Origin of the sequence: Psychrobacter sp. JB385, assembly GCF_900163785.1 — a bacterium.
GTDB lineage: Bacteria > Pseudomonadota > Gammaproteobacteria > Pseudomonadales > Moraxellaceae > Psychrobacter.
On the sequence record NZ_FUKN01000014.1, the window covers coordinates 268,848 to 286,451 of the forward strand.

15 protein-coding genes are annotated in these 17,604 nt (G+C 43.4%); 6 read left to right on the forward strand and 9 right to left on the reverse strand.

Annotated elements, in window-relative coordinates; all coding sequences use genetic code 11:
* Positions 1 to 30: 30 nt before the first annotated feature.
* The 3 genes from CZ794_RS12260 to CZ794_RS12270 all read left to right on the forward strand — a co-directional run bounded on the left by CZ794_RS12260 (position 31) and on the right by CZ794_RS12270 (position 2,029).
* A complete protein-coding gene (locus tag CZ794_RS12260; RefSeq protein WP_087041885.1) occupies positions 31 to 741 on the forward strand; it encodes an HAD family hydrolase in 711 nt (236 codons plus the stop codon).
* Between the two features lie 83 nt (positions 742 to 824).
* On the forward strand, positions 825 to 1,649 hold the full coding sequence (locus tag CZ794_RS12265) for a YciK family oxidoreductase (protein WP_087041886.1): 825 nt from the start codon (positions 825 to 827) through the stop codon (positions 1,647 to 1,649).
* Positions 1,650 to 1,762: 113 nt separating this feature from the next.
* The gene (locus CZ794_RS12270; protein ID WP_087041887.1) at positions 1,763 to 2,029 is read left to right on the forward strand and encodes a DksA/TraR family C4-type zinc finger protein; all 267 of its coding nucleotides are present in this window, start codon (positions 1,763 to 1,765) and stop codon (positions 2,027 to 2,029) included.
* A 90-nt stretch (positions 2,030 to 2,119) separates the two neighbouring features.
* Here the strand turns inward: CZ794_RS12270 and CZ794_RS12275 are convergent, their stop codons facing one another.
* Positions 2,120 to 3,298, reverse strand: coding sequence for a GTP-binding protein (locus CZ794_RS12275; protein WP_087041888.1), 1,179 nt, complete (start codon positions 3,296 to 3,298; stop codon positions 2,120 to 2,122).
* A 20-nt stretch (positions 3,299 to 3,318) separates the two neighbouring features.
* A complete protein-coding gene (ompR, locus tag CZ794_RS12280) occupies positions 3,319 to 4,077 on the reverse strand; it encodes a two-component system response regulator OmpR (protein ID WP_062843586.1) in 759 nt (252 codons plus the stop codon).
* 390 nt (positions 4,078 to 4,467) lie between these two features.
* On the opposite strand from ompR, the gene CZ794_RS12285 reads away from it, so the two are divergent.
* A complete protein-coding gene (locus CZ794_RS12285) occupies positions 4,468 to 7,017 on the forward strand; it encodes a Tex family protein (RefSeq protein WP_087041889.1) in 2,550 nt (849 codons plus the stop codon).
* Between the two features lie 206 nt (positions 7,018 to 7,223).
* On the opposite strand, the gene CZ794_RS12290 is transcribed toward CZ794_RS12285, so the two are convergent.
* The 3 genes from CZ794_RS12290 to CZ794_RS12300 all read right to left on the reverse strand — a co-directional run bounded on the left by CZ794_RS12290 (position 7,224) and on the right by CZ794_RS12300 (position 10,829).
* Positions 7,224 to 7,703, reverse strand: a complete 480-nt coding sequence (locus CZ794_RS12290) for a hypothetical protein (protein WP_087041890.1) — start codon at positions 7,701 to 7,703, stop codon at positions 7,224 to 7,226.
* Between the two features lie 473 nt (positions 7,704 to 8,176).
* On the reverse strand, positions 8,177 to 8,956 hold the full coding sequence (locus tag CZ794_RS12295) for a hypothetical protein (protein ID WP_087041891.1): 780 nt from the start codon (positions 8,954 to 8,956) through the stop codon (positions 8,177 to 8,179).
* A gap of 598 nt (positions 8,957 to 9,554) precedes the next feature.
* On the reverse strand, positions 9,555 to 10,829 hold the full coding sequence (locus CZ794_RS12300; protein ID WP_218778326.1) for a trans-acting enoyl reductase family protein: 1,275 nt from the start codon (positions 10,827 to 10,829) through the stop codon (positions 9,555 to 9,557).
* 570 nt (positions 10,830 to 11,399) lie between these two features.
* On the opposite strand from CZ794_RS12300, the gene CZ794_RS12305 reads away from it, so the two are divergent.
* Positions 11,400 to 11,555 carry a DUF1328 domain-containing protein gene (locus CZ794_RS12305; RefSeq protein ID WP_087041892.1) on the forward strand — a complete coding sequence of 52 codons (156 nt, stop codon included), beginning with the start codon at positions 11,400 to 11,402 and terminating at the stop codon, positions 11,553 to 11,555.
* Between the two features lie 108 nt (positions 11,556 to 11,663).
* Here CZ794_RS12305 and CZ794_RS12310 read toward each other — a convergent pair whose 3' ends face one another.
* The 4 genes from CZ794_RS12310 to CZ794_RS12325 form a co-directional block, all read right to left on the reverse strand.
* Complete coding sequence (locus CZ794_RS12310; protein ID WP_087041893.1) at positions 11,664 to 11,957, reverse strand: 4a-hydroxytetrahydrobiopterin dehydratase; 294 nt, start codon at positions 11,955 to 11,957, stop codon at positions 11,664 to 11,666.
* Positions 11,958 to 12,070: 113 nt separating this feature from the next.
* Positions 12,071 to 12,364, reverse strand: coding sequence for a GNAT family N-acetyltransferase (locus CZ794_RS12315; RefSeq protein ID WP_087041894.1), 294 nt, complete (start codon positions 12,362 to 12,364; stop codon positions 12,071 to 12,073).
* Positions 12,365 to 12,633: 269 nt separating this feature from the next.
* On the reverse strand, positions 12,634 to 14,067 hold the full coding sequence (locus tag CZ794_RS12320; RefSeq protein ID WP_256958970.1) for an acyl-CoA desaturase: 1,434 nt from the start codon (positions 14,065 to 14,067) through the stop codon (positions 12,634 to 12,636).
* A gap of 204 nt (positions 14,068 to 14,271) precedes the next feature.
* Positions 14,272 to 15,468 carry a flavin reductase family protein gene (locus CZ794_RS12325; protein ID WP_087041895.1) on the reverse strand — a complete coding sequence of 399 codons (1,197 nt, stop codon included), beginning with the start codon at positions 15,466 to 15,468 and terminating at the stop codon, positions 14,272 to 14,274.
* Between the two features lie 473 nt (positions 15,469 to 15,941).
* On the opposite strand from CZ794_RS12325, the gene ettA reads away from it, so the two are divergent.
* Positions 15,942 to 17,603 (forward strand): energy-dependent translational throttle protein EttA, encoded by a 1,662-nt coding sequence (gene ettA / locus CZ794_RS12330; RefSeq protein ID WP_087041896.1) that lies wholly within the window; start codon positions 15,942 to 15,944, stop codon positions 17,601 to 17,603.
* Position 17,604 lies beyond the last annotated feature (1 nt).

Consider the following 17,604-nt stretch of genomic DNA (forward strand, 5'->3'; position numbering starts at 1 on the left):
AACACGTTATCCATATTAAGAGCCTTAATTATGACTGAATTTGTAAAAGCGGTTTTGTTTGATCTTGATGGGACGCTAATTGATACCGCTGCTGATTTTGTCCGTATCATTGGCAAAATGAGTCGCGAAAACGATTGGCAAGCGCCGCCTGAAGCAGAAATCCGTGAGCAAGTTTCGGCAGGTGCGTCAGCAATGGTAAAGCTGATGCTAAGGTACAATGATCAAGTTGAAGTGAGCGAAGAAGCTTTACTGAGTTTTCGTCAACAGTTTTTAGATGACTACGAAGCAGATATATGCGTAGATAGCTGCGTGTTTGCTGAGTTAGAAGAGGTTTTGACCACGCTTGAAACACAAGGCGTGCCATGGGGTATTGTGACCAATAAGCCGCGCTATCTGGCAGAGCTGTTATTGCAAAAGATGGCATTGGATGAGCGCTGTGCGGTGTTAATCTGTCCTGATGACGTGTCTCGCCCAAAACCAGATCCAGAGCCCATGTATATGGCGTTAGAGAAGCTGAGTATTCCTCGCGGCGCTGCCGGCTGTGTGCTCTATGTGGGCGATCACATACGCGATATCGAAGCTGGTAAGGCGGCGGGCATGCCGACGATTTTAGCGTCTTATGGTTATATTCCTTCAGAAGATCAAAAAAACCTAAAAGCATGGGGCGCTGATTATATTGTCGATACACCCAAACAGTTAAATGAGTTATTACTGTCTTCTGGTCGCTTTGATTATATATAAACCGCTGTTTCTGTAAGGGGTTGACTCGCACCAATATCAAGTCAGTATTTTCTATTCTTAAACAATAAGTAGTGAGCCATGCCATGAGCACAAAAATTGATCAATCAGTGGAGACGACCGCCATTCATAACCGCACCGAGCCCTTGACTCATGACGCCATTCGTCACTTTTTACCACCTGATAACTGTTTAGATGGAAAAACGATTTTGGTGACAGGAGCGGGTGATGGTATTGGTCGTGTGGCTTCATTAACTTATGCCCGTTATGGCGCGACCGTTTTGCTACTTGGGCGTACCAGCAGTAAATTAGAATACGTTTATGACGAAATTGAGAGCTTCGGTGGTAAGCAGCCAGCCATGCTCCCGATGAATTTAGAAGGCGCAACCTATGCCGAAATGCAGCAACTAGAAGGACTGATTAACAAAGAAGTTGGTCAGCTGGACGGTATTTTGCATAATGCAGGTATGCTGGGACAATTGACCCCCCTTGAGATGTACGACGTTGATATGTTTGCCGAGGTGATGAAAGTCAACTTTACGGCAACCTTTATGCTAACCCAAGCCTTATTACCGCTATTAAAAGACGCCGAGCATGGCTCTATTGTCTTTACATCCAGCACCGTTGGTACGCATCCACGAGCTTTTTGGGGTGCTTATGCACTCTCAAAACAGGCGGTAGAGGGGATGAGCGATATTTTTACCCAAGAGACGCAAAACACCACCAATCTGAGATTTAATTGTGTCAATCCTGGTGGTACGCGTACCAATATGCGTGCTCATGCTTATCCAGGAGAAAATCCTATGAGCTTAAAGACACCTGAAGACATCATGCCAGGGTATGTCTGCCTGATGAGTGATGAAAGTATTGGGGTACGCGGACAAGTGATTGAACTTCAGCCGAAAGACTAGCCTTATATTTTATATGATTTTAGGGTCGCTGTAAGGTTGCAATCAGTTGGCAGATGCCCCATCTATTTGTTATTAAAGAATTTATGATTAATAATAACAAATAGGATAGAGCTATGGCAGGTGGTTGGTCACGAGATGGTGCAGAGCACGAACAAATGGATGCAACTGTCAACGATGCGTTAGAGCGAGCGAGACGATCATTACCAACAGGGGTGAGTGCTGAGTATTGTGATGAATGCGGCAATCCCATTCCAGAAGCTAGGCGATTAGCAGTGCCTGGGATACAGCATTGTGTGAGCTGTCAAACTGAGCTTGAGCAAGAAGCGAGGGCGGCGGAGCTGTTCAATCGCCGCGGTAGTAAAGACAGTCAACTGCGTTAGTGGCAGGATAAAAAAGAAGCCTACTATGTATACATAGTAGGCTTCTTTTTTATTCTCATTTTTAAGACAATGATGTTGAAAATAAAGTCACTACATCACTAATGCCATCAATTCTTGGTCGCATACTTCCCAATCTATAGCAGAAGAAGCACCGTTTAAGTCTGTCTGATTGCTTTCATCCTCTGACTGTAAAATAACCTCAATTCGGCTGTCTAATTGATTGGCAACAGTACTCGTGGTCAAACTGTCAGGGGTAAAGTTGATTTGTAACCAACCGTCAGAAGTATGAACCACGCCCTTAACACGCTGCCAGCTTGGCAGTTTTAACAACCATTCTTGTAACGCATCGGCACGCAATACATAATGCGCTGGTAATCGCCACCCCGCCAATATCATGTCTTGCTGCTGTTCATGATAACGATAAGGCAACTCAACATCTGCACTGACCAGATTATCCTCATTAGCTGGCATAGCACTTGAGAGTGAAATAGGCGATAGAGCAGTATTTGGTGGTCGCAAGCCAATAGAGCGTTTTTGAGGATGGTTAATATTAACAGTACGCTGCTGCGCGATAATATGGCTGGGTGTCGCTAGTTGGTTATTTAACGCAGTTATATCAGTAGTCGCCAAGCTTTCATTATCAGGTGCAGCTTGTACAGTGCTCGCCCAAATAATATGTACCTGAGTATTAAGTTTGCCTATCCATGCTTGTAGTGCTTGTTTATCGCTATCGCTCAAATGTGCATAGCGGTTGATTACCAAAACATCAGCATCTTTAACGTGAGCTTGAAAACCATCATGGTTACGATACTTGTCTTGCTGCCATTGCACACCGCTTAGCACGGTAATGACTGCTTGCATTTGTAGAGCAGTCTGCCAATGCGGCGCACTAAGCTGATGTATCAGCTCGCGCGGATGCGCAAGTCCTGTGGGTTCGATGATAAGGCGCTGCGGATGATGGTCACTGAGCAGACGGCTAATCGCAATCTGGAGTGGCAGCTGACTGGTACAACAAATACAACCGCCACTGACCTCACGAATAGCGATGCTATTCTTATCGACCGCCTCATCTTGGGAGCTTACCAGCAGCGAACCATCGATGCCAATACGCCCAAACTCATTGATCAATAATGCCCAGCGCTCATCGATAGGCTTACTGGCTAACAATTGATTGATAACGGTGGTTTTGCCAGCACCCAAAAACCCTGTCACCAGAGTGCAGGGTATGTTTTGGAAAACAGTAGATTTTTTCGAAGCAGCATTTATCATAGTAATGATATTAAAACGAACTATTCACTTTTGATGGTTTCGATTTCGGCTTCATCAGGTACGAATACATAACCCACACCCCATACGGTTTGGATATAGCGCGCTTGTGAAGGATTGTCTTCAATCAGACGACGTAGGCGTGATACTTGTACATCGATTGAGCGTTCCATCGCACCCCATTCGCGACCACGGGCCAGATTCATCAGTTTGTCACGAGTCAATGGCTCACGTGGATGCTGAACCAATGCCTTTAATACCGAGAACTCACCAGTGGTTAACGTGACCACATTGCCATCACGTTTGAGCGTACGTGTGGACAGATCAAGCGTCCATGGACCAAATTCGACAACTTCAAGCTGATGGCTTGGCGCACCAGGTAGCTCACGATTTTGACGGCGCAATACCGCTTTGATACGAGCCAGTAGCTCTTTTGGGTTAAACGGTTTAGGCAGATAATCGTCCGCACCTGCTTCAAGACCAGCGATACGATCGGCATCACCACCTTTGGCTGTCAGCATGATAATAGGGATATCGCCATTATTTTCGCGCAGACGCTTACAGATATTGATACCGTCTTCACCTGGCAACATCAAATCCAATACCACTAGGGAAAATAGCTCACGCTGCATCAGTTTGTCCATCTGACTGCCATCATGCGCTGTACGCACGACAAAACCATCGTCTTCTAGAAAACGTTGTAACAAAGAGCGCAAACGGGCATCGTCGTCAACCACTAGAATGCGCTGAGTTAAAGTGTCAGGGCTATTGTTGTCAGTCATATAAGCATCCTCTTATAAAAATTATTATCAGCAAAACAATGGGTAAAAATCAAGCGGTCATCAAAGTACTGTTGTTACTTTTTGGGTAATACTTTTAAAGCAATCCAAAGCCTAGCAAAAACGATATAAAATTTTAAAACATTTGTTCAATACAGCAGGACTTAGTGATATTTGTGCTATTGATACTTTAGTGTATAAGATTGCAGTGCCAATTGCATCACCCATAAAGAAAAATGCTGTATGCGTTTGTTTAACAAGGCGACAGAACTTATGATATGAGAGGAATTTTGCGATAAAACACGCGATAAATAACGAAAAGATAAAAAGGATTTTTATTCATGCAGCTTTTGCTATAATGCAAAACTACATTTCTCAACGATTGATACGTATATGAGTAGCACTGATACCTTAACGCCATCTCAAACCTCGACAAATGCGCAGGTTTTGGATGCAACCACACACGCGAATATTCACGACAAGCTTGCTCGCGCGCTTGGCATTAAGACTGCTCAAGTCAATGCGTTTGTCAAACTTTACGATGAAGGCGCGACTGTTCCGTTTATTGCCCGTTACCGCAAAGAGAAGACTCAGAATCTTGACGATGCCCAATTACGTGCTTTAGAAAAGTCACTTAATTATGAGCGTGACATGGCAACTCGTCGCCTCAAGATCACGGAACTTTTGAGCACGCAGGGTAATTTGACTGACGAGCTACAGACCCGCATTGATAATGCGACGTCTAAGCTTGAGCTTGAAGACATCTATTTACCATATCGTCCGCGTCGCCGTTCACCAGCTGCTAAAGCACGTGCTGCGGGCCTTGATGTTGCTGCCCAAGCAATTCTTACTCAAGAAATAGCGCCCATCGATGCCTTGGCTGATTATCAAGTTCAGTCAAATGTGACCGATGATAGTGGTCAAGAAATTGAGGTCGATTTCGGTGATATCGAAAAGCAACTGGCTGGTGTGCAAGCCATCATTGTCGATGAATGGACACAAGCACTAGATTTACTGGATAATTTGCGTAATGGTTTTGCCAAAACTGCCAGTATCGTCTCTACTGTGGCCAGCGAAGAAAAACGTGAAGTCGGTGAGAAATTTAAAGATTATTTTGAGCATAGCGAAAGCCTTGCGCGTCTACCGAACCATCGTTTATTAGCGATGCTGCGTGGTCGTCAAGAAAACGTACTAGGGTTAAAGATTGAGGGCGAAGACGCACCTTTCATCGAAAAAATCATCAATCATTTTGATATTGATGCAAAAGCCCCTGCTGCTCGTCGTGAGTTTTTGGCAGAAGCGGCCAGCAGCTTGTGGAAAGACAAATGGCGTCCGCATATTGAGCATCGCCTACTGACTGAAAAGCGTTTGACTGCCGAAGCGGATGCTATTGAAGTGTTTGCGAACAACTTACAGCATTTGTTGATGTCAGCACCTGCTGGTCGCAAAGTAATCTTGGGTGTTGACCCTGGTATCCGTCATGGCGTAAAAATGGCCATCGTCGATGCTCAAGGCCATGTGATGTTAGATAGCGAAGGCAAGCCTGTTGTCGCCACCGTCTATCCATTTGCACCTGATAACAAAATAGATGAGGCCAAAGCCGTCATTGATGAGTTACTAAATACTTATCAGGTTGATTTGGTGGCCATCGGTAATGGTACGGCCAGTCGCGAAACCGATGCGATGATTAAAGAGATTTTGGCCTCCAATGATGCCTTAGAAGCCAAAGCGGTTATTGTCAATGAGTCAGGTGCCTCTGTCTATTCAGCCAGTGAGCTTGCCAGTGATGAATTGGCCAATCTTGATGTGTCAGTGCGCGGCGCGGTATCTATCGCTCGTCGCTTGCAAGATCCATTATCAGAGCTGGTCAAAGTAGATCCAAAAGCGATCGGTGTGGGTCAGTATCAACATGACGTCAACCAAAATCAGTTGGCTGATAGCTTGGACAAAGTCACTCAAGACAGCGTGAACGCCGTTGGCGTCGATGTAAATACTGCCAGTCCTGCTATCTTGGCGCATATCGCTGGTTTGAATAAGAATGTTGCGCAGCAAATTGTCACTTATCGCAAAGAACATGGTGCTTTTGATAGCCGTGAAGCGCTAAAAAATGTCCCACGCTTAGGGGTAAAAACCTTTGAGCAAGCGGCAGGATTTTTACGGGTTCATGGTGGTAGCAATCCATTGGATGCCACTGGTGTTCACCCAGAAAGCTATGCGCTGGTCGATAGCTTATTGACGCAAACGGGCAAATCATTGCCAGACATTCTCGGTAATGAAGGGGTGTTGAACACCATCGATACCACAGTGCTCGCTGCCAACGATGATAACGTCAGTGTAAAAGCCATTCTAGATGAGCTTGCTAAGCCTGCCCGTGATCCGCGTCCTGAGTTTAAGACCGCTAATTTCCGTGAAGACGTCAATAGTATTAAAGATCTGACAGAAGGTATGACATTAGAAGGGGTGGTTACGAATGTCACCGCTTTTGGTTGCTTTATTGATGTTGGCGTTCACCAAGATGGTCTAGTGCATATCTCACAGATGGCCAATGATTTTGTCGCTGATCCTATGAACCGTGTTAAGCCTGGCGATATCGTATCGGTTCGTGTTATCTCTATCGACGAAAAACGCGGTCGTATTGGCTTTAGTATGAAACCTGAAGCCGAAAAACCAGCTCGCACAGCGACAAAGGCTGCTGAGGCCAAATCAAGTAATGATGATGAAGCCACTCGTCCTCGCAGTAGCCGTCCAGCAACTGATAAGCGTCCGTCATCGTCAAAACCACGTGGCAATCGTCAAGATAACCGCCAAGACAGTCGACAGGATAAGGGCAGTGCCAATGCCCGTGGTAAAGCTTCTAAAGTTGAGAGCACAGAAGCGCCTAGTAAGATGGGTACGCTTGGTGCTTTGCTAAAAGAAGCAGGCGTGACTAAAGCAAAAAAATAGTACATATGTATCTGATATAAGTATTTTAAGAAAATAAAAAAGGCAGCCTCATGGCTGCCTTTTTTGTACTTAGGATTCTTGAAGATGGCATTAAATATGTACAGAAAAGTTTTACTGTTTGAGTATTGGGGGTCATTTAACCTTCAAAACCCATTCTTGCCTCAATCTTTTATATATTTGACATATTTAAAGCTAGCAAAAAAGATCTACTGATCCATCATGTCTGCTTCTTGCTCTTCTTGTAACATGTCGTCTTGTGAGTCTTGCATGCCTTGTGGTTCAACTTGTAATTGCATGTCTTGTTGAGCTTGCATGTCTTGCTGAGCTTGCATATCTTGTTGAGCTTGCATCGCTGTAGGCATTGCTTGTTGAGCATTGGTAGCGTTACTAATGTTGTTCGTACTGGCTCTTGAAATAGTTTGAGTCTCACTGATTACAAACGGATTGGATTGATTGGCATTCTGTCCAGCATTGGGACTGGCAGCCTCGGTCTCCATGGCTTCATTGGCAGATGCAGCTTGCATCTCTGCTTGTGCGGTCTGTACATCCGCTTGTGCCACTTGCATGTCTGCTCGTGCAGTTTGCATATTTGCTTGCGCAGTATCAGTAGGAGCAGCCATAGCCAAACTTGGAATAGTCAGGGTGGCACCAATAAGTAGCGATAAAGGTAGAGTACGTTTTTTCATCAATGGATTCCTTAATTTATAGTCTTATAATGTCGGTTTAAAAAAATTTAAACGTTACGACTATTTAGCGTTGTTTTATATATAAAAAATTAATGTAGTATTTCAAATATATATATTTAATATCTCTAACATTCAATCTGTAGAAAAAATAAAATCATGATAACCATTAAGCGATTATCATGATCGATTTGGATGAAGAGTTTTATAAGCTAAGCTAAATTGGTTACAAACTCTGGATTGGAGAATAGCAATTAAACAATCAATGATTCAGTAGTGCATAGATTAAAAATCTAACAGATTGATGTTGGCAGGTGACTTTGTGCAACTACTGTACGCTTATTGTCAGAGTAAGCAATGTCCTGACAGATATCCTTTTTAATATTAATTATTCTACTCATATCAATTAAATAGGACTGCTTTACCGATTATCAATCCATTATCTGCCCGCCATTGTCTAAACGTATGATTGATGATTAAGGCTTGGTATCGGGCACACGTTTAACAGGAAAAGTTTGATTGATTTCTGTCTTGTCGATAATGTCTGCATCCGCTTCTTCGCCAACGATAACCGTGCGATTCGCTCCTTCAATAGCAACTGCTGTTCCTTGTGGGGTATTCACACGATTGATCTGATCTGAGGGCGCTATGATGACCTCTTTTACACTGTATTTAGCGGGTCTGATGACACGAGTGGTGCCAACGATGACAGGCTCCATGGTACGCGTTTCTGCAACTGCCACTTGTGCCGCGGGCTCTTTGACTTCACTGACAATAGGCATCGGGAACTTATCGCCAAAGTGATTGTCACACTGCTGCATGGTCAAGCGCACAGGATTACCTGCGGCATCCATATAAACGTTGACCGGCATATCAGCAGCGATAGGCACATATTTTCCTACCAAGGCACCTGAGACACCATAACGACCATTTGATTGACCAACACCCAAATCGCATGCACCTGCCGCATAATCGCTTGTGGTCAAACGATTACGATCAACGACATTTTGAGGAATCATGACCTCTGATAAGCGCATTTTTTTGACGCTGACTTCTCCTGCTTGGCGCTTAGGATTTTGGTAAGTATAAGGCGTATAAAACTTAGCCGAGCCATCTTTGACAGCTGTCACGCACTCATCATAACTGTCATAGCCAACATTGCCGTGGTTGTCTGTGGTCATGGCTGCATTTGCAGAGCTTGCACATATAGCAAAACCTGTAGTTGCAAGCGCAGCTGTCAATACCTTTAATCTCATGATGATTCCCTCTCAATAATAGATAAATTTTCAATAAAAAACGCGGTAAATAGACATCATGAACATCTTAGAACACCATTTTTTAAGACAATGCTTTTATAACGAAAAGCTTTTGTGGGCATTTACGAGATGAAAGGCATTGATTACGTTTAAGATGTCCTTTAGAAAACCTATCTTAAAGAAAAAATCACTTTTGAAAATCAATAGGTCCAATATTCAAATAAACAGACAATAGAATGTAGTTGATGTCGTAACTTGTCTAATCCTACGTCACTCATTGCAATATGGCTGTGACATTAAGCAGAAGATATGTAACATAGTGTGTTGAAAAACCGAAAATTGGCAACATCACTTACCTGAAAATAACGTTATTATTATTTTTTAACATTAGTAAGGAAGAATCTTGCACAATAAAAAACCGTGCCCTTTATAAAAGACACGGCTGTGACCCTTGACGGTCATCACTTATGATAGCTTGACGCATTTAGAAGATAGAGACTATATGAGTTTATCTATATATTGTTAATGCCAAATAAAAAAGATAAAAAAATGACGTTGGCAGTACTGTATTTATATTGGATTGACTATGTCTCTGCGACTAACTACTGATTACTTCGAAGCTCAAACCTGCATGTTCTTCTAAACGAGCCAAAAGCTTGTCACCCATAGCAGAAGTAGGAGTCCAAAAACCACCACCAACCTCATCTTTGCTAATATCTTGCGCCAAGCATAATGCTGCCTGTGACAGCATTTGTGAGGTGCTGCCATAACCTGGATCTTTATCACCAGTCACTTTGGTCTGAATGGTGTCATTTTTGGCGGTTTGTCCAAAGAATCGAATATCAAAATAGCCATTGTCTTGCTCTTCTTTAGACGGCCCAGAACCTGATTTGGGTAACACATGCTTGGATAAAAACTCGCGGCTTGGTTTTACCATCATGGCTGTGGCAAACCCAAACAGTCCAGCACTCATGGCGTAGCTTGATAGTTGTCCTTTGATGCCATCTTTCATCCACATGGCTTCGTCGTATTTAAAGTCGCGACCATACTCATAATCGAGCAGCTGGTTGGTACGATGAACGATACGAGTATTGATGCTCGCCATCACAAAAGGCGCTAGCCAGCGTTTGTGCTCGTCGTCATATTCTGGTTTGCTAATATTGGTTTGGCGCACGCTTGGTGCGGCTCTATCGCTGTTGAGCAAATAAGGATTTGCCACTTGCTTGCGACGTGAAGGGTCTTGTCCAACTTCTTCAAAAATAGTGGCCATTGAAGCGATAGTGCCCCCTGACAATCCGCCTTTTGCTGCTTTTACCCTCATATGTATAACATCACAGGCTTCGCCAAACGTTTCTTCTGCTTTGCTTTGGGTAAAATAAACCCCTAAGTCCGATGGTATCGAATCAAAGCCGCACGAGTTGACAATACGAGCGCCACTTTGTTTGGCAGTATCTTGATACTTATCCATCATGTCTTTAATAAAGATGGCTTCGCCTGTGAGGTCAACGTAGTCAGTACCATTCTCAGCGCAAGATTTGATTAAAGGCTCACCATATTTTAGATAAGGGCCAACCGTTGAGATAATCACTTGGGTTTGCTTGGTCATCTTGTCCAGACTGCTTGCATCGTTACTGTTTGCAATAATGATGTCGACTGGGCTTTCAAGTTCAGACTGCAATCTATTAAGCTTTTCCTCGTCACGACCTGCTATTGCCCAAGTGACATGCGCGCCATTCTTGTCTTTGGCGTTTGATAGAAAATGGGTTAAGTAGTGTGCAGTTATCTTGCCAACGAAGCTGGTTGCCCCATACAGAACCACGGCATAGGGGCGGCTTTCTGATGGGGTTTTTGTCATGTCTATAGTGTTGCTCATATTGACTGTCCTTATTGGTATTTTGATCAATGGAATACATATAAATGATGGGATTAGTAAATACTGAGCCAAATCGTCTTTTTGAGCAATAGGTTTGTTTGCTCGCTCAGTCTTATTATTTATATTTATTACTACGCTTTTTGAGTTTTTAGTAGCGACTTTAAAGAGTAAATATTTAGTAAAATATATATAGTAAAAAAATGCTGAATTTATCCATAATATTTATAGCAAATTATAAAATGAAGACGCGTATTATTTAGTGTCATTCACCATTGAGACACATAAGTCATATAAAGAGGGACAAACGCGTCATAATAATAAGGTTTGCTACAAAGATTACATAAGTTATCGCTATCATTACTAAAGTGAACGTTTTTTTAAATCGAATATTGCTACTCTATAATCGTAAACCGTTAGAAAGCATACTAAAAAAATAAGAAGTAATTTAAAGGAAGGTTAGGGGAATTAAAGCAAATATTGGTAGTGACTTTTTAGTATAAGTCATTGAGTTTGAATCTACTGTATGTGTTTACCTATTTGATCTTTCAACAATAATTTGAGGAGAACGTTATGTTTCGCTGGGCTATAATTTTTGCAGTCGTTGCATTGATAGCAAGTTTGTTAGGTTTCGGCGGTGTCGCTGGACTATCTGCTAACTTAGCGTATATTTTCTTAGCCGTTGCTGTGATTTTATTTATTGTGGCATTTGTCAGTCGCAAAATGTAAATACAGTTTATTGCTATAAAAACCCAATATGAAAAGACCCTCAATCGAGGGTCTTTTTTTATGTCTGACGGAAAACGCTTACTTATCAAGACGATAAGTAAGCGTTTGTTACAAGCGCTTGGGTTGAATGATATGCTCCATTCTTTTTGCCAGACGAATATCCAAACTTGAGATACCGCCAGTATCATGTGTGGTCAGACGGACTTTGACGACGTTATAAATATTGTGCCATTCAGGGTGATGCTCTAGCGCTTCGGCATGAAAAGCCGCTTGGTTCATAAAGCTTATGGCTTCAATAAAATCGCCAAAATGATAGCTTTTGACAATACTATTGCCATCACGCTCCCAGCCTGCTAGGTCTTCTAGCTGCAAATCGATTTGCTTGTCAGATAAACTGCTCATATTAATAACCTTATTATTATGTGGGATTGGTTTATTAAAGTTATATGGAGGACAAGATAAGCCGTAAAGCTTTAACGGCTCTCTTACTGTCTTTGTAGTGCATCATTATCGAACTATACTAAGTCCTGATATTCTGGGTGTTTGCTAATGTATGCGGATACAAATGAGCATTGAGGCACTACTTTTTTACCGTTTTCACGCGCATAATTTAAGGCATGTTTTACCAATGCAGAGCCAATTCCGCGCCCGCCTAAAGCTTGCGGTACGATAGTATGATCATAAACAAGAGTGTCGCCACGTTCTTGATAGCTGATATAACCTGTTTGATTATCAATAGAAGTCTCAAAACGGTTTGCTGATTGATTATGGATAATTTCTAGTGTTGGATCAGACTTTTGGTTGCTCATAATTGCACTCCAATATTGAATAGTAGTATCGAATTTTTAATATTTATTCTATGTCGTACATGGCTTTTTAATAATCTTTTATGATGCATAGCGAATAGTCAAAAAATGCCATGTTATAAATCCAATTATGGATGAATAACCTACAATTATCTAGGAACTTACCGTAAATCTAGATAGCATGAATGTTAATATTTTTGCGCGTACTCCTATCTAAACAAAATGGCATGGGTTAATAATATGCTCAATCACGTCGTCGATTTTCATGGTTATCAGTTTGCATACGCCAACGTATGACGAAGGGTAGGTGGCAAAAATCGGCTCCAACCACCCAAACGATGCTCATGTTCATCAATACTGTCAGCAGCAGTATCTGCTTTGGCCGATTGCGTATAAGCGTGATATTCTTCAGGAGTGGGCTTGCTAAAATGATGAATGCGCTTTAATACTTGCCACAATTGCTGGCTGAAACGACCTGTATTGTATTCCAGATTGTATTTTTGACACAGTGCTTGCACTTGCGGTGCAATGTCAGCGTAGCGGCTGGCAGGCATATCAGGGAAGATATGGTGCTCAATCTGATGGGATAAATTGCCTGTTAAAATGTGGAACCATTTGCTGCCTTTGATATTACTAGAGCCGAGGATTTGGCGTACATACCAATCACCCTTGCTCTCGTTGGCATCAAGATGCGTATAAATATGCGCCTGCTCAGTGAAGTGTCCACAAAAAATCACAGCCCATGTCCACAGATTGCGGGTGACATTGGCAGTGGCAGTGCCGCTTAAGGTAGTCACTGCGCTACGACCACCGAATGCCAATCCAATTGCAGTTGGCAAGACGACGTAATCCTTTGCCAATTGCCGTGCGATTTTGGCAAGTAAAGCACGTGTTTTTTGTTGCATGGTTTGGTGCAACTCGGTGGAGTCAGCATACTCTTCAACGCTGATTTGAATGTCATGAAAAGCCACGGCCCATTCAAAACCCAGTGCAAGGATAGCTGTTTTGAACAGATTATTACGGTCACTTGGCGTCCAATTCTGCTCCTCAGTAATCCGAATAAGATGGTAGCCGACGTCGTGATCGCGACCAAAAATATTGGTAAAAGTATGATGTAAGTAATTGTGCGAATGCTGCCATAAGGGCGCAGGGCAAACATTGTCCCAATCGAATTTTTGACTATTAAGGTGTGGGTGCTGCATCCAGTCATATTGACCATGCATGACATTGTGCCCAAGTTCCATATTATTTACTATTTTACTAAAACTGAGTAGAGCGGTTCCCAATAACCAAGTACCGCCTTGATAGCGCTTCGATGACAATCGGCCCGCTATTGCCAGCAGCCCGCGACCAGCCATCTCACTACAGGCGACTGTGGCATAAATGCGCTGTATGTATCGCGCCTCGTTAGGGCCAAGCGATTCCATCACTTCTTGATACAGTGCGTTTAATTCTTCGCCAAGCGCTTCCGTTTGCTCTTTTGTTAAAGGGTTGCCTGCCAATATTGGGTAATGTCCAGACTGGGGCTGCCTATGGGCATGGCTATGGTCATCATTATGACTCTCATCCATTGCTAGGTTCTCTTTTTTTGGCACACTGTGAGTGTTCTTTGATGCTAAAGGCTGAAAAGTGTCCAACTGCACCTCATTTGAGAGAGACAGATAGGGTACAGCCGATTGAGCCTTGGTAATTGGGAGTAAGCGCATAAATGATCCTTAGTCCAAACCATCCAACTTATGGGTATTGGGTTCGGTTCAATGTGGTGAATTGGCTGACGCATGGTACAAAGCATAAAAGCAAGTGGGTAGAAAAATCAGGTTGAACGGTTGCTAACCAACGTTCGCTGACAGTCATTCATTGACTAACTTTCAACGATAGACAGTGACACATATTAAGCTGTCATGGCGTTGTTATACGTCTAGCACCACATCCGTTACCGCAACATTGATACAGGTTTGAATGAACTCATGACCGTCGTGGCTTAGCTTGCCTGTTTGGATGTTTTTGACCACGCCGCTGATTTTCTGACAACGGCACAATTGGCAGATACCTTGACGGCAACCATGAGTTAGGCGGATACCTGCTTTTTCGGCGGCAGTCAGTAGGGTGGTGTCACTACTAAACTGTCGTTGCCGCGCTCGTAAATAGACCGTCTGTGTCGATGCTTCATCGAGAGTTTGCTCGTCGGTTGCATTAACGAAGCTGGTGCCGAAACTTTCTACGACGATATTGTCACGCAGTGATTTGTCATCGGGTAAGGGTATCTGGTCAGCCGCGTTATACAAACTTGTCAATAAGGCTTGCGAGCCGCAAGCGAATATCTGTGTCTCTGCCCATAAGAGATTGAGTGTCAATAAACTGTCAGCAGTCAGATGCCGCGTACCTGCTAAGTGAGTATTAGAGTCTTCTGTATCAATTAAATGATAAGTAAAGTCTGGGTAGGTGGCAGCCAGTGTTTGCCATTGGCTTTGAAGTAGAATGGTGCGGTTGTAGTGCAATAGTGTGACTTGGTGACCACTGCGCAGCGCCTCCGTGATGAGACCTAGCATGGGCGTGATACCGCTACCACTGGCAATAAATAATAATGGTGTTAATTGATTGTGCTCTGGCTCTTTGGTTAAGTATTTTTGCGCCAATGCTGCTTGTGCTAAGGTAAAAGAACCTGTAGGTATGCTGCTATGAATGGCTGTACCAATGGGCATGCGTTTGGTCAGATAATCAGACACCAATCCTTGCGGTTTGAGGGCGACAGTGACAGTATGACGCGGTAGGTTTTTGCCAGTTTTAGCGTTACTACTATCATCAATCCACCAAAGCGGTTGATGGGGCAAGCCCACCAGCGAATAACTGCGCTGATGACAAATTCCTGCAAGGACAACGCTTACATTAAGATATTGTCCACCCTGCCAGCCCTTTTGTGTACTGAATGCTCGCTGCCTAAAAGCGCGATTGGTCTCAAATTGTAATGCGATTAGATCATCACTCAACCGATGCCGTGCTAACAGTCTTATCTTGGGTATACTCAATGACCAAAACGAATGCAGGCGTGATTCAATAAAATCAACGAAAGCACCTTGAACCCATTCAGGACGGTAGCCGGTGGCCATAAAACTATTACCTTTGTGATGATTGTGAATAAAGTTCTTGTTGTTCTACCCGCCTTTAAATATTTTTACTGATTTTAAGCTGGGTCTAACCCAAGTGAACATGCAAAAACTGTTTGATACCAACACTGTTTTGTTAAGACATGCTAACATTCTAACGGCTATTGGTTAAACTATCGAAAGGTTTAATGATTTTTTTTGTGCTATTTAGAAAGCGTTTATAACAGCTTGGTGACTTGTATTGCTCACTTAACCTCGCTTATCTCTCATTTTATAGCAGTGACCAGAGAGAAATGACAGCGCTTTGCGACAAAAGGGGTAAAACACGTGTTAAAACAACCTCTCAGCTTGCAGGGTATGCGTCACAATGCGATAATGACCTATAATTTGTAACCCTGATTTTGAGGTACGGCACGCTTGGCAGCAGCGCTGAGTGGTATTTGCTGTTCTCTTCTATGCAGTCTATCGGAGTGTTAATGGCTCAATATATTTACACGATGAACAACGTGTCAAAACTTGTTCCCCCTAAGCGTGAAATCTTAAAAAATATCAACCTATCGTTTTTCCCGGGTGCCAAAATCGGTGTCCTCGGTATCAACGGTTCTGGTAAATCAACGTTGCTACGTATCATGGCAGGCGTTGACACTGAATATAGCGGTGAAGCACGCGCGCAAGCCGGTACCAAAGTTGGCTATCTGCCACAGGAACCACAACTTGATGACAGTAAAGACGTGCGCGGCAATGTCGAAGACGGTATGCGCGAAGCACTAGACGCGCTCGCTCGACTAGATGCGATCTATGCTGAATACGCTGAACCTGATGCTGATTTTGACAAACTTGCTGAAGAGCAGGGCAAAATGGAAGACATCATCCAGTCATGGGATGCACACAATCTAAATAACCAGTTAGAGAAAGCCGCTGATGCACTGCGTCTGCCACCATGGGACGCGGACGTGAGTAAACTGTCAGGTGGTGAAAAACGCCGCGTAGCACTATGCCGTCTACTATTGTCGCGCCCTGATATGCTATTACTTGACGAACCGACCAACCATTTGGACGCCGAGTCTGTTGCATGGCTAGAGCAATTCTTGCAGAATTACAGCGGTACTATCGTTGCCATTACCCATGATCGCTATTTCTTGGATAATGTGGCTCAGTGGATTTTGGAGCTGGACCGTGGCCATGGCTATCCGTACGAAGGCAACTATACTGAGTGGCTCGAGCAAAAGAACAACCGTCTAGAGCAACAGAACAAGCAAGAAGAGTCTTTTGCAAAAGCCTTGAAAAAAGAGCTTGAGTGGATTCGTAAAAATCAAAAAGGCCAACAAGCCAAATCGAAATCTCGTGTACAGCGTTTTGAAGAGTTGAACTCAACAGAATTCCAAAAACGTAACGAGACTTCTGAGATTTATATTCCACCTGGTCCACGTTTGGGTAATAAGGTGATCGAAGTCAATGATATCTCCAAATCATTCGGCGACCGCCTACTGTATGAAAACCTAAGCTTCAATGTCCCAGCTGGCGCTATCGTTGGTATCATCGGTCCAAATGGTGCAGGTAAAACCACGCTATTTAACATGATTACTGAGCGTGATACTCCAGATACTGGTTCGGTTGATTTGGGTGAAAGTGTCAAGGTTGCCTATGTCGGTCAGGTGCGTGACCACTTAGATGATAATAAAACCGTATGGGAAGAAGTCTCTGACGGCCTTGATATCATTACCGTTGGCGACTACACCACGCCAAGCCGCGCCTATATCGGACGTTTCAACTTTAAAGGCTCAGACCAGCAAAAGCACGTTGGTCAATTATCAGGTGGTGAGCGTAACCGTTTGCAATTGGCGAAGACGCTAAAGCAAGGCGCAAACGTATTGCTCCTCGATGAACCATCAAACGATTTGGATATCGAAACCTTACGTGCGCTAGAAGATGCGATTCAAGTATTCCCAGGCACGGTCATGGTCGTCTCGCATGATCGCTGGTTCCTTGACCGTATTGCTACTCACATCTTGGCATTCGAAGAAGAAGGTCCAGTATGGTTCGACGGTAACTACACTGAGTTTGAAGCGTATCGTAAAAAGACGATGGGTGATGACGCCAGTCCTAAGCGTGCCAAGTATAAGAAGATAGCGAATTAGT